The organism is Prochlorococcus marinus str. MIT 9107 (assembly GCF_000759855.1).
Classification (GTDB): domain Bacteria; phylum Cyanobacteriota; class Cyanobacteriia; order PCC-6307; family Cyanobiaceae; genus Prochlorococcus_A; species Prochlorococcus_A marinus_N.
This window is the reverse complement of sequence record NZ_JNAI01000003.1, coordinates 105,494-125,329: the sequence shown is the minus strand read 5'-3', so window position 1 is coordinate 125,329 and position 19,836 is coordinate 105,494. Positions and strand designations below refer to the sequence as shown.

The 19,836-nt window shown below is 32.6% G+C and carries 25 protein-coding genes; 9 read left to right on the top strand and 16 right to left on the bottom strand.

Annotated elements, in window-relative coordinates:
- Window positions 1-11: 11 nt before the first annotated feature.
- Window positions 12-734: a class I SAM-dependent methyltransferase gene (locus EU92_RS06800; protein ID WP_032513056.1), complete on the top strand. Its 723-nt coding sequence runs from the start codon at window positions 12-14 to the stop codon at window positions 732-734.
- Window positions 735-865: 131 nt separating this feature from the next.
- On the opposite strand, the gene lexA is transcribed toward EU92_RS06800, so the two are convergent.
- From lexA to EU92_RS0108825, 6 genes are all read right to left on the bottom strand, one after another.
- A complete protein-coding gene (gene lexA, locus EU92_RS06805) occupies window positions 866-1,483 on the bottom strand; it encodes a transcriptional repressor LexA (protein WP_032513057.1) in 618 nt (205 codons plus the stop codon).
- 58 nt (window positions 1,484-1,541) lie between these two features.
- Window positions 1,542-2,468 (bottom strand): ornithine carbamoyltransferase, encoded by a 927-nt coding sequence (gene argF / locus EU92_RS06810; protein WP_032513058.1) that lies wholly within the window; start codon window positions 2,466-2,468, stop codon window positions 1,542-1,544.
- Between the two features lie 28 nt (window positions 2,469-2,496).
- A complete protein-coding gene (gene ftsH, locus EU92_RS06815; protein ID WP_032513059.1) occupies window positions 2,497-4,359 on the bottom strand; it encodes an ATP-dependent zinc metalloprotease FtsH in 1,863 nt (620 codons plus the stop codon).
- Window positions 4,360-4,473: 114 nt separating this feature from the next.
- Window positions 4,474-5,568 (bottom strand): bifunctional diaminohydroxyphosphoribosylaminopyrimidine deaminase/5-amino-6-(5-phosphoribosylamino)uracil reductase RibD, encoded by a 1,095-nt coding sequence (gene ribD, locus EU92_RS06820; protein ID WP_032513060.1) that lies wholly within the window; start codon window positions 5,566-5,568, stop codon window positions 4,474-4,476.
- 15 nt (window positions 5,569-5,583) lie between these two features.
- Window positions 5,584-6,084, bottom strand: coding sequence for a DUF3122 domain-containing protein (locus EU92_RS06825; protein ID WP_032513061.1), 501 nt, complete (start codon window positions 6,082-6,084; stop codon window positions 5,584-5,586).
- Complete coding sequence (locus EU92_RS0108825) at window positions 6,059-6,310, bottom strand: hypothetical protein (RefSeq protein ID WP_032513062.1); 252 nt, start codon at window positions 6,308-6,310, stop codon at window positions 6,059-6,061. The genes EU92_RS06825 and EU92_RS0108825 overlap by 26 nt, the downstream gene beginning before the upstream one ends.
- 83 nt (window positions 6,311-6,393) lie before the next feature.
- Between EU92_RS0108825 and EU92_RS06830 the strand changes: the two genes are divergently transcribed.
- The gene (locus EU92_RS06830; protein WP_032513063.1) at window positions 6,394-7,668 is read left to right on the top strand and encodes a bifunctional cobalt-precorrin-7 (C(5))-methyltransferase/cobalt-precorrin-6B (C(15))-methyltransferase; all 1,275 of its coding nucleotides are present in this window, start codon (window positions 6,394-6,396) and stop codon (window positions 7,666-7,668) included.
- A 13-nt stretch (window positions 7,669-7,681) separates the two neighbouring features.
- Here EU92_RS06830 and EU92_RS06835 read toward each other — a convergent pair whose 3' ends face one another.
- Together EU92_RS06835 and pheS are read right to left on the bottom strand one after the other, a co-directional pair.
- On the bottom strand, window positions 7,682-8,590 hold the full coding sequence (locus EU92_RS06835) for an NAD(+) kinase (protein ID WP_032513064.1): 909 nt from the start codon (window positions 8,588-8,590) through the stop codon (window positions 7,682-7,684).
- A 70-nt stretch (window positions 8,591-8,660) separates the two neighbouring features.
- Complete coding sequence (pheS, locus tag EU92_RS06840; RefSeq protein WP_032523521.1) at window positions 8,661-9,668, bottom strand: phenylalanine--tRNA ligase subunit alpha; 1,008 nt, start codon at window positions 9,666-9,668, stop codon at window positions 8,661-8,663.
- 68 nt (window positions 9,669-9,736) lie between these two features.
- Here pheS and surE point away from each other — a divergent pair, with 68 nt between their 5' ends.
- Window positions 9,737-10,546: a 5'/3'-nucleotidase SurE gene (gene surE / locus EU92_RS06845; protein WP_032513067.1), complete on the top strand. Its 810-nt coding sequence runs from the start codon at window positions 9,737-9,739 to the stop codon at window positions 10,544-10,546.
- Here surE and EU92_RS06850 read toward each other — a convergent pair.
- Complete coding sequence (locus EU92_RS06850; RefSeq protein WP_032513068.1) at window positions 10,526-11,059, bottom strand: DUF3611 family protein; 534 nt, start codon at window positions 11,057-11,059, stop codon at window positions 10,526-10,528. The genes surE and EU92_RS06850 overlap by 21 nt on opposite strands.
- A gap of 68 nt (window positions 11,060-11,127) precedes the next feature.
- Here EU92_RS06850 and EU92_RS06855 point away from each other — a divergent pair, with 68 nt between their 5' ends.
- The 5 genes from EU92_RS06855 to EU92_RS10255 all read left to right on the top strand — a co-directional run bounded on the left by EU92_RS06855 (window position 11,128) and on the right by EU92_RS10255 (window position 13,792).
- Window positions 11,128-12,051 carry a bifunctional riboflavin kinase/FAD synthetase gene (locus EU92_RS06855; protein ID WP_032513070.1) on the top strand — a complete coding sequence of 308 codons (924 nt, stop codon included), beginning with the start codon at window positions 11,128-11,130 and terminating at the stop codon, window positions 12,049-12,051.
- A gap of 7 nt (window positions 12,052-12,058) precedes the next feature.
- Entirely contained in the window at window positions 12,059-13,114 is a 1,056-nt protein-coding gene (locus tag EU92_RS06860) for a thiamine phosphate synthase (RefSeq protein ID WP_032523350.1), read from the top strand.
- On the top strand, window positions 13,104-13,313 hold the full coding sequence (gene thiS, locus EU92_RS06865) for a sulfur carrier protein ThiS (RefSeq protein ID WP_032513072.1): 210 nt from the start codon (window positions 13,104-13,106) through the stop codon (window positions 13,311-13,313). The genes EU92_RS06860 and thiS overlap by 11 nt, the downstream gene beginning before the upstream one ends.
- A 112-nt stretch (window positions 13,314-13,425) precedes the next feature.
- Window positions 13,426-13,593 carry a hypothetical protein gene (locus EU92_RS09840; RefSeq protein ID WP_193741718.1) on the top strand — a complete coding sequence of 56 codons (168 nt, stop codon included), beginning with the start codon at window positions 13,426-13,428 and terminating at the stop codon, window positions 13,591-13,593.
- 67 nt (window positions 13,594-13,660) lie between these two features.
- Window positions 13,661-13,792: a hypothetical protein gene (locus EU92_RS10255; RefSeq protein ID WP_275040514.1), complete on the top strand. Its 132-nt coding sequence runs from the start codon at window positions 13,661-13,663 to the stop codon at window positions 13,790-13,792.
- Between the two features lie 4 nt (window positions 13,793-13,796).
- Here the strand turns inward: EU92_RS10255 and larB are convergent, their stop codons facing one another.
- Genes larB through era form a run of 4 tightly spaced genes read right to left on the bottom strand, consistent with a single transcriptional unit; the run spans window position 13,797 to window position 17,024 of the window.
- Complete coding sequence (larB, locus tag EU92_RS06870) at window positions 13,797-14,453, bottom strand: nickel pincer cofactor biosynthesis protein LarB (protein WP_032513074.1); 657 nt, start codon at window positions 14,451-14,453, stop codon at window positions 13,797-13,799.
- A complete protein-coding gene (locus tag EU92_RS06875) occupies window positions 14,450-14,896 on the bottom strand; it encodes a TIGR03792 family protein (RefSeq protein ID WP_032513075.1) in 447 nt (148 codons plus the stop codon). The genes larB and EU92_RS06875 overlap by 4 nt, the downstream gene beginning before the upstream one ends.
- Window positions 14,893-16,113: a tRNA (guanosine(37)-N1)-methyltransferase TrmD gene (trmD, locus tag EU92_RS09465; protein WP_072013171.1), complete on the bottom strand. Its 1,221-nt coding sequence runs from the start codon at window positions 16,111-16,113 to the stop codon at window positions 14,893-14,895. Before trmD ends, EU92_RS06875 begins: the two co-directional genes overlap by 4 nt.
- The gene (gene era / locus EU92_RS06880) at window positions 16,110-17,024 is read right to left on the bottom strand and encodes a GTPase Era (RefSeq protein ID WP_032513076.1); all 915 of its coding nucleotides are present in this window, start codon (window positions 17,022-17,024) and stop codon (window positions 16,110-16,112) included. The genes trmD and era overlap by 4 nt, the downstream gene beginning before the upstream one ends.
- A 38-nt stretch (window positions 17,025-17,062) precedes the next feature.
- Here era and EU92_RS06885 point away from each other — a divergent pair, with 38 nt between their 5' ends.
- Window positions 17,063-17,590, top strand: coding sequence for a hypothetical protein (locus tag EU92_RS06885; RefSeq protein ID WP_032513077.1), 528 nt, complete (start codon window positions 17,063-17,065; stop codon window positions 17,588-17,590).
- 53 nt (window positions 17,591-17,643) lie between these two features.
- Here the strand turns inward: EU92_RS06885 and EU92_RS06890 are convergent, their stop codons facing one another.
- The 3 genes from EU92_RS06890 to rpsP all read right to left on the bottom strand — a co-directional run bounded on the left by EU92_RS06890 (window position 17,644) and on the right by rpsP (window position 19,793).
- Window positions 17,644-18,381 (bottom strand): Bax inhibitor-1/YccA family protein, encoded by a 738-nt coding sequence (locus tag EU92_RS06890; RefSeq protein ID WP_032513079.1) that lies wholly within the window; start codon window positions 18,379-18,381, stop codon window positions 17,644-17,646.
- 74 nt (window positions 18,382-18,455) lie between these two features.
- The gene (locus tag EU92_RS06895; protein ID WP_032513082.1) at window positions 18,456-19,412 is read right to left on the bottom strand and encodes a PhoH family protein; all 957 of its coding nucleotides are present in this window, start codon (window positions 19,410-19,412) and stop codon (window positions 18,456-18,458) included.
- A gap of 36 nt (window positions 19,413-19,448) precedes the next feature.
- Window positions 19,449-19,793, bottom strand: coding sequence for a 30S ribosomal protein S16 (gene rpsP / locus EU92_RS06900; RefSeq protein ID WP_032513084.1), 345 nt, complete (start codon window positions 19,791-19,793; stop codon window positions 19,449-19,451).
- Between the last annotated feature and the right edge of the window lie 43 nt (window positions 19,794-19,836).

Genomic DNA, 19,836 nt, shown 5'->3' with positions numbered 1-19,836 from the left:
AGTTATTCAAGATGAAATCTTTAAATAAAAATCTTCTAGTAAAAAATTTACTTGAGAAATTATCTAGAATATTTTATTATCTTACCCCTACAGAATTTAAAGAAGATAGTTTAATAAATAGGCTTAATAAACAAAAGTCAGAAGAAATTTGGGATGTATTTTCAAATGAATTAAAAAGTAGCCAAAGGTTTTTTGATATCAAATCAATTAGAAATTATGCAATAAATTTAGCTTTGGAAAATGATATGAGTAATACAGATGCAACCTATTCTCTAGAATTTGGTGTTTGGAGAGGGGAAAGCGCTAATTTTTTCTCAAAATTTGTCAAGGAATTCTACGCATTTGATAGTTTTCATGGTTTCAAAGAGGAATGGGAAGGCAATGCTCCAAAAGGAAGTTTATCTTTAGGAGGTAAATTACCTAAATTAAATAAAAACGTTAATCCAGTAATTGGTTATGTTGAAAATACACTTGATCAATTTTTAAAAAATCATAACCCTAAAATTAATTTTGTTCATTTGGATATGGATATTTATAATCCAACAAAATTCACATTAGAAAAAATTAAACCATTTCTTATAAAAGGGAGTGTAATTATTTTTGATGAGCTTTATAATCACATTAATTGGAAAGAGGGAGAATATAAAGCACTTATAGAGGTATTTGAAAGCAATGAGTTTAAATATAAAGCTTTCAATATGAACGCTGGACAAGTTGTGATACAAATTCAATGATTACTGATCAACATAAATATGAAAAATATAGGTTCCTCAGGGTTCTTCAGAATTTTGAAATTTTATTTATCTTTTTAAATTAAGAACTTGAACAATTTAATTAATATTTCTATTTATTATCATTACAAACTTTAAATTTTCCTCCAAACTGCTAAAAGTTTTCCTTGAAAAACAACTTCATCTAAATTTAGTTCAATAGGGTCATAAGCTGGATTTGCTGCTTCTAGAAATATTTTTCCTCCTCTCTTAACAAAATACTTTAAAGTTGTTCCTAAACCTGGAACCATTGCGCTAACAATTGTTCCATTTCTTAAAGTATATGAATCAGTAATTGGCTCCATCAAAACCATATCTCCATCCGCTATATATGCATCTATCATTGAATCACCATTAACGGTAAGAGCAAATACATCCTTTTTCTTTAAAACATCAGAAATATCTAAATTTTCATTAATGTCTGAAAACGTCTCAATTAATCCACCGGCCGCAACAGAACCCATAATTGGAACTCCTTCTATTATTTCATCAACAATTTGAAGTGTTCTAGCTTTGCCCTCTTGCCATGAAATATAGCCTTTTTCCTGAAGATGCTTTAAACGACTTTGAATAGGTGCAGGCGATTTCAATCCCATTGCTTGCATCATTTGCCTTATAGATGGACTATGTTGAAAATTTTTCATATAATCCTTGATCCATCCATAAAGCTCATTTTGAGCATCAGTAAGATCGCTATCAACAGGAGATGTCATTAAAACAAATATACTCTAATACATTTGTATCATTTAAAAATTAAGTTTGCAAGTGATGCTATGAAAGAAGACAAGCCAAAAGTGCTTGTTGAGCATGCAATCTATTTTCTGCTTGACCAAAAATTCTATTTTTTTTACTTTCAAATACCTCATCAGTTATCTCTTTAGATCTATAAGCAGGAAGGCAATGTAGAACAATAGCATCTTTATTAGCCTTACTAACTAAATTACTATCAATAGTGAATCCATTAAAAGATTTATCTTTTTCTGCCTTTTTATTTTCTTCACCCATGGATGACCAAACATCTGTATAGATAACGTTTGCTCCTAAAACAGCAATGTTAGGATCATTAGTAATTTTCAGTAAATCTTTATTTTTATAAATTTCATATGCTTTTTTAAGCACCAAAGAGTTAGGTTCATAACCTTTAGGGCAGGCAATTCTAACTTCTACTCCTAATAATGCCCCACATAAAATAAGAGAATTTGCGACATTATTGCCATCACCAATAAATGTCAAAACTACATCTTTAAAATCAAGAAATTCCTCTTGAATTGTTAAAAAATCTGCTAAGGCCTGACAAGGATGTTCTAAATCTGTAAGAGCATTAATAACTGGCTTCGTAGACCACTTTGCATATTCCTCCAAATCTAAATGATCAAATGTTCGAATTGCTATAACGTCACAATATCTACTTAGAACTCTTGCAGTATCTTTAATTGGCTCTCCTCTTCCTATTTGCGATGTTGTCGGATTGAGATCGATAGTGGTTCCACCAAGCCTCGACATAGCAACTTGGAAACTAACTCTTGTACGAGTTGATGACTTATCAAAAATTAAGCCTAAAACTTTATTATTTGAATCAATATCTATTCTTTTATTTTTAAAATTTTTTGCAAGTTCTAGAATATGTAAAGCTTCATCTGTTGATACATCCAGGCTTGATAGAAAATTATTATTAGCAAGCTTATTTGGTTTTATCATGAATAATTCTAGTTAGATCTAGATTCTACTATGCGGGCATTTTACTTTCTGCTAAGAGAGTTTTCAGATCTTCTCCTTCTATAACCTCTTCCTGAAGAATTTTTTGAGAAATCGATTCAAGTAATGGTAAGTTATTCCTTAAAATATTGAGTGCAGTTTCATGCGCATCATCAACAAGATCTCTAACCTCTTTGTCTATTGCTTGAGCAGTAGCATCACTAACAGATCTTCTTGGATTATTTCCATTCCCCAGAAATTGCCCACCACCTTGCTTATCATAAGCAAGTGGACCAAGGATATCACTCATACCAAATGTACCTACCATCTGTTCTGCAATATCAGTTGCTCTTTGTAAATCATTTGAAGCACCAGTTGTAATCTTTCCAAAAACAACTTCCTCTGCAGATCTTCCTCCAAGTAGTGTAGCTATTTGTCCTTTTAGCTCCTCTTTTGAATTCAAGAACCTTTCTTCAGTTGGCAGTTGAAGAGTATAACCAAGTGCACTCATCCCTCTCGGTACAATTGAAATCTTCGCAACTTTTGACCCCCCAGGCATAAGATGACCAACGATTGCATGACCAACTTCATGATAGGCAACAACTTTCTTCTCATCATCTTGCAAAACACGACTCTTCTTTTCTAAACCAGCTACAACTCTTTCTATCGCTTCACTCAAATCCTGTTGCTCAACACTTTTTCTCTTGGCTCTTGCTGCTAGTAGAGCCGCCTCATTAACCATATTCGCCAAGTCTGCACCAGCAAAACCACTTGTAGCTTGAGCTATAGAATCTAAATCAATAGAATCTGATAATTTAACCTTTTTGGTGTATATCTCTAAAATTGTCTTTCTTCCAGACAAATCTGGTCTATCAACTAACACTTGTCTATCAAATCTTCCAGGCCTTAATAAAGCAGCATCAAGGACTTCTGGTTGGTTAGTAGCTGCAAGAACTATTACTGGTTTATCTGCAGAAGCAAAACCATCCATTTCAGTAAGAAGCTGGTTCAAAGTTTGTTCTCTTTCATCATTTCCGCCAACGACACCCATAGAACCAGATCTACTTTTACCGATAGCATCCAATTCATCAATAAAAATTATGCAAGGAGCTTTTTTCTTAGCTTGTTCAAATAAATCCCTAACTCTTGCAGCACCAGCACCAACAAAAAGTTCAACAAATTCAGAACCCGAAATAATGAAGAAAGGAACTTCTGCTTCTCCCGCTACGGCTTTTGAAAGAAGAGTTTTTCCTGTTCCTGGAGGTCCTACAAGAAGAACTCCTTTAGGTATACGAGCTCCTATATCAGTATATCTTTCTGGTTTTTTCAAAAAATCAACTATTTCTGTTAATTCATCCTTGGCTTCATCAACTCCTGCAACATCGGCAAATGTTACCTTTGATTCATCATCGGGGACATAAACTTTAGCTTTACTTTTGGTAAAACTTAGAGCTCCTTGGGCACCTCCACCTCCCATGCTTCTTCTAGCAAAAAATTGTAAAACAAGGATGAAAATTAAAGGAGGAACTACCCAGCTCAAAATAGTTGAGAAAATATTAGGTTTTTTCGGAGGAGCAGCCGCGAATTCAACCCCTTTACTTTCTAACCTTTGGGGGAGGTCCATATCAAAAATTGGAGTTGTTGCTAAAACTGAAGGTGCACCTTCTTCAGCTCCATTTAACTCATATCTAATTTGTTCTTGAGTTATATATGCACGCTTAACTTCTCCATCATTAACCTGATCTATAAATAAAGAGTAAGGAACCCTGGGAATTTGCATATTTTGATTAGGGAAGAGGCTACTAAAAAGAAGTAATGCTCCAACTCCTATCAAAATTATATTCACAATTCCAAATCTTCTATTAGGTTGATTATCGTCTTGTCTTATTGGCATGGTTGTGATCAATTTTGAACTTATTATAAACTAAATGAATAGTTTCCGTATCTGTATTATTTTTTTTGGGTAAGAACCGTACGATATATTGACCCATAGAAATTAGTATAAAAATTAATTTTCAAATGAACTCTTAACGCATATATCATTCCCAATCAAACTAAACTGAGAAGCTCTTAATTTAATAATTTCATGCATTTCTTTAAACTCAAAATCACCAAAGGGATTCATACTATTTTCTCCACCTAAAATTTTTGGAGCAATAAAAGTGATAATTTCTTGAATACAATTAGATTGGATAGCTGCGGTAGCCAATCTAGGGCCACATTCCCAAAGAACTTTATTACACCCTCTTTTAGCAAGTATTTTTGAAATTAACTCTGGATTATCTGACGATACCTTTTCAACCTCCACACATTTCGGAATCCTTGTGAGGTAATGTTCATTTGCTGTAGAAGAATCATAAATAACTAAAGTTTTTGCCTTATTACAATCCCAAAGATTAGATTTTGAAGGCAGATTCAAACTTTTTGTAAAAACAACTCGCAAAGGCTCAGGATTTTTTGAACCTCTAGTAGTCAAAAGTGGGTTATCATTTCTTAAAGTGTTTCCACCAATGATTATTGCATCAAATTCTGCTCTCAAATAGTGAACTAATGACCTCGATTCTTCATTAGTAATCCATTTACTTTTCCCATTTTTTAAAGCTATTCTTCCATCAATACTCATAGCCCATTTAAGAACACCAAATGCCTTTTTAGTAATATTCTTATGAATGAAAGCCTTATTTAAATCTAAGGATTCTTTTTTACACAATCCTAAGTGAACTTGTATTCCAGCTTCTTTTAGCAGCTTAATACCTTTACCAGAGACTCTTTTATCAGGGTCCTCAATTGATACATATACCTTTTTTATCCCAGAGGATATGACCTTATCTACACATGGAGGTGTTTTACCATGGTGGCAGCAAGGTTCAAGATTTACATACATTGATCCTCCTTTAGCATCTTTTTTTAGATTATTAAAAGCCATTGCCTCAGCATGAGGCATCCCAGCCTTGTAATGAAATCCTTCTGAAATAAGATCTCCATTTTTATCAAGTATTACCGCTCCTACATTAGGGTTGGGACTCGTTGTATTTCTACCTAACGAAGCCAAAAAAATTGCTCTTTTCATCCATTTTGCATGGCTTACATTTTTTTTAGACATCCTCAAAAATCAAATTCAGTTTAATGATCTCCACTCTTTAACAACAAAGGGAGGAACAGGTAACTCTGAAAAAACACCTGACAAAGATAGTCTTAATGGTCTATTTTTATCTATTGTTTGAATAAGCTCATCAAGATCAAATTCGGCAGCAGCTTGCCTTCCGTCATTTGCTAATGCCACGTTAAGTAATGTCTTGTCATCTAAGATCCATTTCTTTCTTCCAGATTCAACATTTAATCCTGTGGGATGATCAATCCTAAGATTACCTGGATATCCTATTACCCTCAAGATCAATTTATCTTCAAAAAGTGGAGATTTATAAGCTACTAATTGCCAAGTTTCAAAGTCCAGGTCCCTTAAAAACTCACTGCTAGCATTTATTAATTCTCCATTTATTTCTGTTTCTGCCACTTCTGCAGATACTTTTATTGGGCTAAAAACAAAGGATATTAGTAAAAGTAAAGGTAATATTCCTTTTAAAAAAATATTTTTATTTGATTTTGTAATTTTCTTCATTTTCAGAATCCATCAGAGCATCTAGAGTTACAGCTGTTCTAACAATAGCTTGGTATCTTTTGATTATTTTACGATTTTTTTTTATAACTCGAGATAAATTCAAAGTGTCTTTTTCAGAATAGCTAGATGTTAAATCACTAGAATCTTCTTCAATAAACTCAAATTCACTATCTTTATTAATTAGAGTTAACAATAAATCATGTAATCTCTTTCTCCTTTCAGACAATTAATTTACTATGATAACTCGAATAATAATAAGATAATTTAATACAACATTCAAACAATTTAGTTCCTTTTCATTAAATATTTATGACCGAAGTTAATAGAAAAATTCATGTAGTAGGTATTAATTCATATATATTTAGAGATTTATCTTCCAAATTACAAGATCTATTTTTAAAGACAGAGAATATTGCTGTTCCCAATTCATATTTTGAAGAAATTAAATCATGGAGCGAAAATGATTTAGGAAAAAAGAAATCATTTTTTTCAAGCAACAGTAATAACGAGCTTCTTAACTGGCTTAGATCTCAAAAAACAGATGTTATTTTAATTTCGAGAGGAGATCCACTTTGGTTTGGAATTGGGAGAATACTACTAGAAAACTTTAAAAAAGATGAATTAAGTTTCTACCCTTCAAATACTTGCATTCAATTAGCATTTAATAAGTTAAAGATCCCATGGCAAGATTCTGTTAGCGTAAGTATTCACGGCAGAGATTCTACTAAGTTAATTGGGGCTCTTAAAGCAAGGCCGAAAAGTTTGACCATTATTACAGATTCAAATAAGAGAAGTTTAGAAATAATCAAAAAAAACTTATCCGAATTAAATCTGATTGACTTATATGATATTTGGCTCTGTGAAGAGCTAGGATTTGACAATGAAAATATAAGAAAATTAAATCTTAAAGAGTCATTACCCTCTGATATATCAAGTTTGAACATTGTTATACTTACACAAACAAAGAAAATTTACTCAAACCATAATCTCCCTCTTTTTGGAATCAGTGACCATATTTTTAAAACTTTTGATGATAGACCAAATTTATTTACTAAAAGGGAGGTTCGCATTCAAATCTTAGCTGATTTAGAGCTCCCGAAAAATGGTGTCATTTGGGATATAGGAGCAGGTTGTGGGTCAATTGGTTTAGAGGCATTAAAATTAAGGCCTAATTTAAATTTGTTTTGTATAGATCAAAGGATTGGTTCAAAAGCATTAATATTAGAAAACTCAAAAAGACTTGGTGTTGAACCAAAATTTATTTTTGAAGAAGACATAAATAATACTTTGAATACGAGAAATTTAAGTTCTTTTGAAAAACCAAATAGATTAGTAATTGGAGGATGTGATAAAAAGACTAAACTTCAAATTATTAATACCCTGGCTGAGGGTATGAGTATTGGAGATATTATTGTTATCCCAATAATTGACATTCACAATATTAAAGAATTGAAAAAGGAATTAGAAGATAATAATTTCAAAACAAATTTAAATTTAATTCAGACTTATAAAAGCTTAAGTATCGCCGAGGGAATGCGATTAGAACCAAATAATCCTATTTTTCTACTAAAAGGAAAAAAATAAATTTGAATAATTTTTATTTGTTAGGTTTAGCCACATGGGGCAAACCCCAACCTAGTTTATTTCTTAAAACTTGGAAGAATTCATGATCTTCCAGTCTAATAAACTTTACTGAGTGTTTACTTTTTCTTATTAAAACTCTATCTTCAGGCCAAACATAACAACCAGCATTTCCGTCAACAACCATTACCAACCTTTCAGGAGTTGCGGGGAAAACTGTTACTGGCTCTGAATCATTAAAAACCAGTGCCCTAGATGCCAATGAATGTGGAGCAATTGGAGTTAATTGCACGACTGGGCAATCAGGCGTAATAACTGGCCCTCCAGCACTCAATGAATATGCCGTAGAACCAGTTGGAGTAGATAAAATTACTCCATCAGCTGAGATATCCACAGGAGCATGTCGCCCTATAGAAATCTCAAAATGACACATACTTGTCAGAGGTTCTCTATGAAGAGCCATTTCATTAAGACAAAGAGACTCCCATCTCCTTTGATCATTCCTCATTACACTAATAATAAAACATGTTCTTTCTTCAATATCCCAATTTCCAGCAATGATTTTATTTATTGCCTCATCAAGATTTGATAAATAAGCTTCCGCGAGAAAGCCTAAATGTCCAGTATTTATTGTAAGGATTGGAATTTTAGCAGGTGCTGTTTGCCTTGCTGCAGAAAGCACGGTTCCATCTCCGCCAAGAACAATTGCAAATTCCATTGAAGAGTCAAACCCCTCCGGTACACAGTTCGTATATCCCAAAGGACGAACATGTTGATCAGGATTGGCGAATCCAACCATTCCACCAGAGCTACTAACCCTTACAACTTGATAATTGGATTTTTCCAATTTTTTCTGAACAGAACTTGCAGTTTGAACAGCAAGTTCTTTCCCATCATTAACGATTAGCCCTGCTTTACGTCCCAATCAAAAAACTAAAACTATGACTATCTTAAACTAATTTGCTGGACAATCCTAATTTAAAATTTCAATTTTATTAGAACTGTTCTAAGAATCTAAGATCATTTGTATAAAATTTTCTGATATCGTCAATCTGATGTCTTACCATACAAAATCTCTCAACTCCTAATCCAGCTGCGAATCCGGTCCATTTCTCAGAATCTATTCCTAATTTGTCTAAAACCTTCGGATCTACCATGCCGCATCCCATTACTTCTAACCATTTACCTTTCCATTGAACATCTACTTCTGCCGAAGGTTCAGTAAATGGGAAATAACTAGCCCTGAATCTTACAGGAATATCTCCAAAAAATGTCTTTAAAAATGTAAGAACTGTTCCTCTTAAATGACTAAAATTAATATCTTGATCGATACATAAAACCTCAACCTGATTAAATACAGGGGAATGAGTAGCATCTACAGCATCTCTCCTATAGACTCTCCCTGGGGCAATAATTCTTACTGGAGGTGGATTTTTCTCTAGGTACCTTATCTGAACAGGAGAAGTATGGGTCCTTAAAAGTCGATTTTCATCTAAGTAGAAAGTATCCTGCATATCTCTTGCTGGATGATTTTTGGGTATGTTAAGAGACTCAAAATTATAAAAATCAGTTTCTATTTCAGGGCCACTTTCAACTGAGTATCCTAAACCACAAAAAATATCTATTATTTCATCTTGAGTTGAAATTAAAGGATGTTTATTCCCAGGGGGGGTTCCAATTGAAGGGATAGTTACATCAATTTTTTCTGTTTTAATCTTTTTGTCTAAGGCTTCACTATTTAGTTGATTTTTTCTATCAGTTATTAATTCTTGCAAATTTATCTTTATTAAATTTGCCTTCTGACCAACAATTGGTCTATCAGTAGCAGATAGTTGACCCATTTTTTTCAAGATAATTGATAAATCACCTTTTTTCCCTAGCAAGGAAACTCTTAATTGATCCAGTTCTTCATGAGTATTAGCATTATCTATATTATTTTTTGCTTTTAGAGAAAGATTATTTAGTTTTTCCTCAATTTGACCTAATGATTCAATCTGACTCACTGATATAGTAAAAATAAGTATGGCTTTATTTTACTTAAATATCGTCCATAAATAAAATTAATTGATTAATGAAACCGTTAAATATATTAATTAGCAATGATGATGGTGTTTTTGCCGCGGGGATAAGAGCTTTAGCAAAATCAGCTCAAAAAAGAGGGCATAAGGTTAAAGTAGTATGTCCTGACCAAGAAAGATCAGCTACTGGTCATGGTCTCACTTTACAGTCTCCATTAAGAGTGGAAAGAGCAGACGAATTATTTGGAGAAGGAATTGAAGCTTGGGGATGTTCGGGCACGCCTGCTGATTGCGTCAAATTAGCACTATCTGAACTCTTGGACAAAAAACCAGATCTAGTTCTCTCTGGAATAAATCACGGTCCCAATTTAGGAACAGATATTTTTTGTTCAGGAACAGTTGCTGCAGCCATGGAAGGCACTTTAGAAAATGTTCCCTCCATGGCAATAAGTGTAGCTAGTTTTAAATGGAAGAATTTTGAATTTGCTGGAGAAATTGCAATGAACATTGCCGAACAAGCCATCAAGGATAGCTGGCCAGCTTCGCTTCTATTAAATTTGAATATACCCCCTTGCGAGAAAAGCAAAATAAAAGAATTATCCTGGACAAGATTATCAATAAGAAAATATAAAAATCAATTTTCAAAAAGAGAAGACCCGAGAGGTGATGATTATTATTGGTTAGCAGGTGAGGTGGTTTTAGATCTCAAATCAAAAGGTTATGGTCCTAAGAATTGGCCTAGTGATGTATCTCAAATTCAAGATAATATAATATCGCTTACACCTGTAGAACCAGATTTGTTTTGGAGGGGTAATTTAGAAGACTTACCTAAAATTAATAATTCATTTGTAAATCCTTCTTAAAAGCCATAAAGAAAAGCAAAGTCCAAAAAAATGAGCAGCAATAACTTGCGTGTTGCTGAGAACTGATAATATTTCAAGTCCAGTAATTGGGATATCAGATGTCGCTGTTATCAATTGTCCAGTCGTCTGAGAAGATGCTTGTATAAATAAGGCGCCCATAAGAGCTTGATATCCAATTAATCCAAACAAAATTCCTAACAAATCAACTATTAGACCTCTTTTTATTAATTTACTTGTTTGTCCTCTTGAGGGTCTTGCGTTGCTTGCGATTGCTCTTCCTGTTCTAACTATTAACCAACCTTGCCAAAGACTAAAAAGTAGTAAAATTAGAGAAATTGTTGTAATTGATAGACCAGGCGCCAAGCTAAGCTGTCCTTCGCTATTATTTACAACATTTGAAAAAAGCAAAACAGCTGCAACAACAACACCTAAAATGGATTGAACCCAAAAGCGTATCCATCCAATGCGCCGCATTACAAATGAAAGGGACTGAAAATCAATTTTGTCAGACATTCATTTGATCGAATAAACTATAATCTATTCAAATTTGCCATCAAAATCATAAAATTGCACGTAATCTTTTGATCTCTTTAATATCTCCATCTGAAGTTAAGAATCCTACTTCAATAGCTATTGGAAGTTTTGATGGCCTACATGCTGGCCACAGAAAATTAATAAAAAGTGTGGTTGAAGAAAATCAATATACCCCAACAATTGCAAGCTTCTGGCCTCATCCTAGAGAAGTGTTATATAAAGAGACGCGTCTTAGACTTGATCTTCCTTATGAAAAACTACCTATTCTTGAAGATCTCGGGATTGAACAATTAGTTCTTATTCCTTTTGATAAAGAACTATCCAAATTAAGTGCAGAAATATTTGTAAGAGATATTTTGATAAATCAATTAAAAGCAAAAAATATTTCTGTGGGTGCTAATTTTAAATTTGGTTTTAAAAGAAGTGGAGACATAAATACTATAAAAAATATGATTAAAGATACGGACATTAAACTAAAAATTACTCCAATTTTAGAAGACAAAGAAGGTAGAATAAGCAGCAGCAGAATAAGGGATTTATTAGAGAAAAGTGATCTTAAAAATGCTTTCAAAATTCTTAATAGGCCTTATAATTTTAATGGGAAGGTTGTTAAAGGTAAAGGAATTGGGAAAAGTATAGGATGGCCTACCGCAAATCTTGAAATAGATGGTAGAAAATTTTTACCTGGGGAAGGAGTTTACGCAGCATGGACAACTATAGAAAATTCCAACCAAAAGATTGAATCTGTTATGAACCTTGGTTCTCAACCAACAATAAATCCTTTATTGCCATCTGCAGTTGAAGTTCATTTAATTAATAAAGATATAGATCTATATGGTTTAAATCTAGCTGTAGAACCAGTTGAAAAGCTTAGATCTCAAATACAGTTCAAGAATATAAATCAACTTTCTAATCAAATTAAAAAAGATAGAGATAATGCCCTAAAAATTTTTAAAAATTCCCAAAAATAAACTATATATGCAAGATTTCAATTCTATAAAGTCTGAAGATTTAAGAACATTTCAAATTATTGATGCAAATCTTGATAGAGCTAGAGAGGGACTAAGAGTTCTTGAAGATTGGGCTAGATTTGGTCTGGGCAAAGAAAAATATGTTGAAAGGATTAAAAATTTTAGACAAATTTTAGGAAAAAATCATTTAGAAGTTTATAAACAATCTAGAAATCACCTTGAGGACAAATGCAAGGGGTTGACTCATCAAGAGCAAATCAAAAGAAAAACCCCTGAGCAAATTGTAAGTTCTAATTCCGGCAGAGTTCAAGAAGCATTGAGAGTCATAGAGGAATTCTCAAGGCTACATAATCATGAACTTTCAAAAATCGCTTCGGAAATTAGATATGAAATTTATACTATAGAAATCGATCTATTAAGCTTAAGCAAATCCAGGAAGTCGGAGAAAATATTAAAAGAAAATGACTTATACGTTATCACAGATCAAAAGGAAAATTTATTAGAAATAATTGAAGAGATTTTAATTGCGGGAGTAAGAATCATTCAACATAGATTTAAAAAGGGAACTGATAAAGATCATCTTCAAGAAGCAATTAAGATCAAAAATCTATGTAAAAGATATAATTCGTTATTCATAGTTAACGATAGACTTGATATAGCTCTAGCATCTAATGCAGATGGAATTCATCTTGGACAAGATGATTTAGATTTGAAAAACGCAAGAAAATTATTAGGATATTCAAAAATCATTGGTATAAGCGCAAATAATGAAATTGATATTTCTAATGCTCTTGAGGAGGGTTGTGATTACATAGGAATAGGACCAGTATTTGAAACTGCTACAAAAAAGAACAAAAAACCTATAGGTATTGAAAAGATCAAAACATTAACAAAAGATTTAAATATTCCTTGGTTTGCTATCGGAGGAATCAAGTCAAATAATATTTCATATTTAAGAAGAAATGGGTTTAAAAAAATTGCCTTAGTTTCGCAATTAATGAATTCTGAAGATCCGAGAGAAGACGCTAATATAATCCTAAAAGAGTTGTCTCATGAAAATTAAAGTAAATGGAGAAGAAAAAAAAATAGAACTTGATCAAGAAAATGCTCTACTATCTACAGCTCTAAATTTAATGGGATATAAACCCAACACAATTGTCGTAGAGTTAAATAATTTAATTATTAATTCAACAAAATGGGAAAAAGTTAAACTTAAAGATGGGGATAATTTAGAAATCGTTTCAATAGTTGGTGGTGGTTAAAAGATAAATTTTTTTTATATTAAAAATCTTCATAATTTTTTAAGTTTAGGCTTGAAACAATAACCAAATTTTTCCTGTTTTCGTTTTATATTCTTAATACTTAAATAGAACAATGAAAGAAAAAATTGATAGTAACTCAAGGTCCCTAAAATGGGAGCAAAATGGGGAGTTAGCCCACAAAGATCTCACTGAGTTAATTGAAAGATTAAAAAATGTAGAAAGTGAACATACCTCATCTGAGCTTTCTAGATTAGGTACAAAATCAAACATTAAAGATTAAATTTGTTACTTAGATCTTGTCTTTATAAAAATTTGTACCAAATTAAAGTTACTGAATATTAAAATAAATGCTGAAAAGGTTTCCAGAGTGGGTAAACACAGAAGTCGTTATAAAGGCAATCAAAATGAGAGAAGAAGGAATACTTTCAAAACAACTTAATTTATGGATAGAGAACCTATTAGAAATAGAAAAAAAGTAAGTATTTAGGAAATACTTTTAATAATTCTCAAAGCCGCCATTGCTGCTCCGTAACCATTATCTATATTCATAACTGCAATACCTGGAGAACAACTTGACAACATACTATTTAAAGCAGTTTCTCCATCCTTGCTAATGCCGTAGCCAACTGAAACGGGCACTGCGATTATCGGTTGTGCCAACAATCCTCCCACAACTGTTGCCAAAGCCCCTTCCATACCAGCACAAACTATTAATACATCATATTTATTAATTTCTTCTAACTGACTAATTAATCGATGAAGTCCTGCTACTCCAACATCTATGAAAGATTGAAAATTCACTCCATAAATTTCAAGCGCTAATTGTGCTTCAAGTGTTACGGCTAAATCACTTGAGCCTCCTGAAATTATTGCAACTTTTTTATTTGTATTTATTTTTTTCAGATTTTTACCAATTATTAGGCAATTTGCTTCTTCACAGAATCGTGCATCATCATACAAATCCAAAAGATAACAAGCCTTTTCTCTATTAATCCTAGTAATGAAAACAACCTCATTTTTACTTAATACACTTTCAGATAATCTCTTTAATTGGTCCAGACTCTTATCTTGCCCCCAAATAGCCTCAATGAGCCCAAGTCTCTCTCTTCTTTGAAAATCAAAGTTAATATCAAAATTCATCGTTGCTTATCTAACTCTCCCTCATAAATTAATTCAAAAGGATTTTCTCCACCATTTAGAGCAGCTCTAACATTATCTTCAAACTTTTTTTGGACTACATTTACTTCTGACATTGATATGCTTTTCCATAATTTTTTACTTTTCCAATTTACCAATATTAAAGCTTCTTCTTTTTCTTTATCCCAAAATAATTGTCTACCCAAAAAACCATCTTGAGAAGATAACCATGGCTCCCATATTTCTTTTTCAGCATTTAACCATACTGCTTTTACATCGGCAGGGACTTTAAGTCTTAATTCCTCTATGACCATTTCACCTTGATAATTTTCCATAGTAAGAGCTTTTAAATTGGGGATATCAGATTGAAAAATTAAAACGACTAAGAAAATCAATACTAAACAAAATCTTTGAAATTTCTTTTTCAAATTTAAATTTGATTTCATTTTTTCTCAATTAGCACTACTGAATGGCAACTTATACCCTCTTCTCTCCCTTCTGGACCCAATTTTTCATTCGTAGTTGCTTTAATCCCAATTAAATTTTCATCAATATTTAATATTTCAGAAATGTTTTTTTTCATTAGTTTTATATGTGGCATGATTTTTGGCCTTTCAGCGACGAGAACACTATCAATATTATTTATTTCCCAACCATCTTGTCTTATCAAGTCAATTACTTTTGATAACAAAAACAAGCTATCAGCATTTTTCCATTTTTCATCAGATGGGGGGAAATACTTTCCTATGTCGCCCAGCGAAAGTGCTCCCAACAATGCATCCATTATTGAGTGACTTAAAACATCAGCATCACTATGACCATCCAATCCTAAATTTTCAGGATGGTGCAATTTTACACCTCCAATAATCAATTCTCTATCTTCTACTAATCTATGAATATCGTATCCATTACCTATTCTAAATTTCATGAATTGATTATATTCTTTTATTATTCTCTTACTTTGTGGGGATTTTTTGTAGTTTTCATTTGAAATTATGTCAATTCTTCTCTCAAATGTTCTTTCAATACTTTTTCGTCTTCTCCACGATTTAATCTCTTCATGATTACCGCTCACTAAAATATCTGGCACTTTCATATCTCTAAAAGTTAATGGCCTCGTGTACTGAGGATATTCTAATAAAGAAGAATTATGACTCTCATCCACTAAAGAGTTTGAATCTCCAAGTGTTCCTGGTAATAATCTTGTCAAACCGTTAATTATTGACATAGCAGGTATTTCACCTCCAGAAAGTACATAATCACCTATCGATATCTCTTCATCAGCTAAACATCTAATCCTTTCATCAAAACCTTCATATTGACCACAAATAATTATTATTTGATCCAAAGTGGACCATCTAGTAAGATCATTTTGCTTTAAGACTTTACCCTGTGGGGTCATCAACAAAGTTTTACTTTTAGGTGATTTTCTAATTGATTCATATGCCTTATAAATAGGATCTGGTTTTAATACCATCCCTGCGCCTCCTCCATAAGGCTTATCGTCTACTTGTCTGTAAGAACCTTCTCCATATTCTCTTAAATCATATAAATTTACATCGATCAAATTCTTATCTAGAGCTCTTGTTATAACACCTAAATTATTTATTAATTCAAAAGCTTTAGGGAACAATGTAATTACATCAAAATTAAAACTACTCATCTGAAATCTTCCTCATAACCAAACTCAATTAACCTTGATTCTTTTTTTCTCCAATTTGGAACAACTTTCACAAACAACTCCAGGTGAACTGGGCCATCAATCAATTTTGAAATATTTAATCTTGCTGACTGACCAATAATTTTTAACATTGAACCTTTCTTTCCAATAAGAATGCCTTTTTGAGTTGATCTTTCAACAATAATAGTAGCCAAAATAGCTGTAAAATTTTTGCCATTTTTTCTTTTCATTTCCTCTATCTTTTCTATCTTTACTGCAACACTATGAGGTACTTCTTCTCTTGTATTTATTAATACCTGCTCTCTTACTAAATCAGATAACAAATTATCTAATGGTTGGTCGCATATCGTATCTTCGTCATAAAGTTTTGGTCCCTCTGGAAGGAAATTAAGTGCCTTATCAACTAGTTCAGAACATCCTTCTCCTTGAAAAGCACTTACAATTTGAAAATTTCTATTAATTCCAAAAAATCTTCTATATTGATCTAATCGCAAATTCCTAAATTCTTTATTAACCAAATCCCACTTATTTAACGCAACAATAAACTCAGTTTTATTTGCGATTAAAAAGTTCAATATATATTCATCCCCTCTACCAGGTTCTTCACTTGAATCAATTACAAAAATCACCATATCAACTCCATTAATTGCAGATTTTGCATTTTTTACTAATATCTCTCCAAGGCGATGATGAGGTTTATGAACACCTGGTGTATCTACAAAAATTATTTGCCCATTTTTTGTAGTAAGTATTCCTTTTAATTTATTTCTAGTAGTTTGCGCTATTGGAGAAGTAATTGTTATTTTTTCTCCAATCAATTTATTTATTAAAGTAGATTTCCCCACATTTGGCCTTCCTAGTAAAGTTACAAACCCAGATCTATAATTAGTCAAAGACTTTTAATGCATCAATAATAAAATTCTGATCAAAAATGAAAAAAAAAACCATAAATTTAAAAGAAGCTTCGTTTACGCAAGCAATAAACATATCCGCACAATGGTGTAAAGAGTGGGCTGAAGATTTACTAAGCGAAGAGGTTTTAGCCGATAGAATTGCAGAGTTAATTAAATCAAGAAATGGGCTCAGAGGATTTTTTGCATACACTTTGTCTGATAAAGATTGTTTTTTGTTAGATAAACTTCCTTTTTCACTAATTTACAAACTGAATGAAGGTGGGGATGCTGTAGCAGAAATAGTAGTAAAGAATTTAATAATGAGTTCCGCTCAAATTATTATTCATCGAAGAAATAATAATCATGAATATGGGATAAAATCAGAAAATATTTCAGATAGATGTAAAGCTATCTTGAAACTGCTTCAAACTAAGTTAGTTACAAAGTCTGTTAATCAAGTGCTTAGAGACTTAGATAATATGGGAAATAGTTTTAAAAATTCAACAAAATATGATTCAGAGCAAAAGGAATTTATAAAAAAACAAATTCTTGATATCTCCAAATAAAAAAGCGTTGAATTTAATCAACGCTCTTTGGTGATTAAAATTCTTAGTAAAAACTAATTTCTCCTGTTGCCACCTTGTAGGGCAATCATTAATCTTAAAATAAAAACGAAAAGATTTATATAAGTTAGATACATACCTAAAGCCCCTGCTAGGTATTGATCATCATTATATCTTCTTGGCATTGTATAAAAATCTACAAAAGACATCGCAACAAATAAGACAGTTCCAAATCCTGCAATCATCAATTCAAAGCCAGAACCTCCAAAAACTCCTGGAGCAAAGAACCCTCCAATCAATTGAACAAACATTGCTATGAGAAGTCCTATCAAACCAAGTCCAACTACACCACTTAGTGCTTGGCCAACACTATCGCTCATTCTTTGACCAGTGTAAGATGCAATAACGAAAGTTATACCTGTTGCTAATGCTGCTGTTCCTACCGAACCAATACCAATTGTTCCTATCGCTAAAGCAACTATTCCGCTTAAAGTAAATCCAGTTAGCAAACTAAATCCAGTTAGCAAAGGCAAGGCCTTTGCATTATTTGCATTGTTTGCAGCGCTTGTTGCTATAAAAAACAAAATTAGTTCTGCAATTAAAGCCACTATTGAAAGAGGCTGGAAAAGTCCAGGATTTGTTGCTATTAGTGAGACACCCGCTAAGACACCTAAAGAAGTAAGCACCATGCCTCCTCCGACGTAAGGTAGAGCTTTTTGAACAACATTAGGTCCAACAATTGAGCTAGTTTGTGCTTCACGAATAGCTTGATTAAAATTACTACTTGCTGGCATTTTTTTTAAATAGATATAAACCTATTCTACTTGATTTTTGAAATTTCAGGGTACGGATCACCAGAGCTATAAAGTTATCTATAAGCCTCAATAATTTTCTGAACTAAAGGATGACGAACTACATCTTCAACAGTTAAATAACAAAATTTTATACCCTCAGTTTCGGAGAAAATTCTTGTTGCTTCGATGAGGCCACTTTCCTGGTCTTTTTTTAAATCAATTTGAGTAATATCTCCGTTTACAACCATTTTAGATCTCTCACCTAATCTGGTTAAAAACATTCTCATTTGAGAGCAAGTTGTATTTTGTGCTTCATCCAAAATAACAAAAGAGTTATCCAAGGTTCTACCTCTCATAAAGGCTAAAGGAGCAACTTCAATAATTCCTTTCTCGATTAACGAATTTGTTTTGTCATATCCGAAAATACTATGTAAAGAATCAAATAGAGGTCTTAAATATGGATCTACTTTTTGTTGTAAATCTCCAGGAAGGAATCCCAAACTTTCACCTGCTTCTACAGCTGGTCTTGTTAAAACAATTTTTTCTATTTTTTTCTCGTTCAATAATCTTGCTGCGTAAACAGTAGCCAAAAATGTTTTACCAGTGCCTGCTGGACCTATTGCAAACGTAAGATCAAAGTTTTCAATTGAATCAACATATTCTTTTTGTCTTATAGTTCTTGGTCTTAAATATCTTCCTTCTTTGGAACGTGCAAGAACTTTTTTGCCAAGTTCAGCATGTGAAGATGACTCGCCCATATTCAAAGAACTTAGAGCAGCTTTAAGATCTACCTCTGGAACTTCTAACCCTTGTTCCCAAATTGGTCTTGTCAGTTCTACTAATGCCGACGCTCTCTCAATCTTAGACATGACTCCATTCATCTCAAGTTGTAAACCTCTTATAGTTAAGGAAACTCCCGTCAGAGACTCGAACTTTTTTAAGAAAGAATTCCCAGGTCCTGATAGTGCTGTGGCAGCATCAGAGCTTGGCAAATCAATTGTGAAGTGACCAGTGTTGGAAACTTCTGTCATTTAGTTATTGTATTAGAATAAAAAATTATCAAAACATTAGCTTTCTGCTTCATTACTATCGCTTTGATCGTCTTTAATTTTAGCTTTAGATAATTTTTCTTTTTCTAACTTTGTCTTACCAATAGCAATAGATGGTCTCTCTATTTTTTCTAATAAACCACCTTTCTCTAATAAAGTTCTTACAACATCAGTTGGCTGAGCACCTTGAGTAAGTCTTGCTCTTAAAGCTTCTGTATCAAGCCTAGTTTCTTTAGTTCTTGGGTTATAAAAACCTAGTTCTTGAAGAGGTCTGCCATCTCTTCTGGAAGTACTATTGCATGCAACAATTCTGAAACTTGCTTCTTTTTTCTTTCCAAAGCGCTTAAGGCGCAATTTAATCATCTTAAATTAATGCATTTTTAATAATAATATCATTTAAAGGTAA

Excerpts from the sequence above, each read along its gene's own strand:
- EU92_RS06800 (WP_032513056.1), top strand. The coding sequence starts at position 12 with ATGAAATCTTTAAATAAAAATCTTCTAGTAAAAAATTTACTTGAGAAA.
- lexA (WP_032513057.1), bottom strand. The coding sequence starts at position 1,483 with ATGACATCTCCTGTTGATAGCGATCTTACTGATGCTCAAAATGAGCTT.
- argF (WP_032513058.1), bottom strand. The coding sequence starts at position 2,468 with ATGATAAAACCAAATAAGCTTGCTAATAATAATTTTCTATCAAGCCTG.
- ftsH (WP_032513059.1), bottom strand. The coding sequence starts at position 4,359 with ATGCCAATAAGACAAGACGATAATCAACCTAATAGAAGATTTGGAATT.
- ribD (WP_032513060.1), bottom strand. The coding sequence starts at position 5,568 with ATGTCTAAAAAAAATGTAAGCCATGCAAAATGGATGAAAAGAGCAATT.
- EU92_RS06825 (WP_032513061.1), bottom strand. The coding sequence starts at position 6,084 with ATGAAGAAAATTACAAAATCAAATAAAAATATTTTTTTAAAAGGAATA.
- EU92_RS06830 (WP_032513063.1), top strand. The coding sequence starts at position 6,394 with ATGACCGAAGTTAATAGAAAAATTCATGTAGTAGGTATTAATTCATAT.
- surE (WP_032513067.1), top strand. The coding sequence starts at position 9,737 with ATGAAACCGTTAAATATATTAATTAGCAATGATGATGGTGTTTTTGCC.
- EU92_RS06850 (WP_032513068.1), bottom strand. The coding sequence starts at position 11,059 with ATGTCTGACAAAATTGATTTTCAGTCCCTTTCATTTGTAATGCGGCGC.
- EU92_RS06860 (WP_032523350.1), top strand. The coding sequence starts at position 12,059 with ATGCAAGATTTCAATTCTATAAAGTCTGAAGATTTAAGAACATTTCAA.
- thiS (WP_032513072.1), top strand. The coding sequence starts at position 13,104 with ATGAAAATTAAAGTAAATGGAGAAGAAAAAAAAATAGAACTTGATCAA.
- EU92_RS09840 (WP_193741718.1), top strand. The coding sequence starts at position 13,426 with ATGAAAGAAAAAATTGATAGTAACTCAAGGTCCCTAAAATGGGAGCAA.
- EU92_RS10255 (WP_275040514.1), top strand. The coding sequence starts at position 13,661 with ATGCTGAAAAGGTTTCCAGAGTGGGTAAACACAGAAGTCGTTATAAAG.
- larB (WP_032513074.1), bottom strand. The coding sequence starts at position 14,453 with ATGAATTTTGATATTAACTTTGATTTTCAAAGAAGAGAGAGACTTGGG.
- EU92_RS06875 (WP_032513075.1), bottom strand. The coding sequence starts at position 14,896 with ATGAAATCAAATTTAAATTTGAAAAAGAAATTTCAAAGATTTTGTTTA.
- trmD (WP_072013171.1), bottom strand. The coding sequence starts at position 16,113 with ATGAGTAGTTTTAATTTTGATGTAATTACATTGTTCCCTAAAGCTTTT.
- EU92_RS06885 (WP_032513077.1), top strand. The coding sequence starts at position 17,063 with ATGAAAAAAAAAACCATAAATTTAAAAGAAGCTTCGTTTACGCAAGCA.
- EU92_RS06890 (WP_032513079.1), bottom strand. The coding sequence starts at position 18,381 with ATGCCAGCAAGTAGTAATTTTAATCAAGCTATTCGTGAAGCACAAACT.
- EU92_RS06895 (WP_032513082.1), bottom strand. The coding sequence starts at position 19,412 with ATGACAGAAGTTTCCAACACTGGTCACTTCACAATTGATTTGCCAAGC.
- rpsP (WP_032513084.1), bottom strand. The coding sequence starts at position 19,793 with ATGATTAAATTGCGCCTTAAGCGCTTTGGAAAGAAAAAAGAAGCAAGT.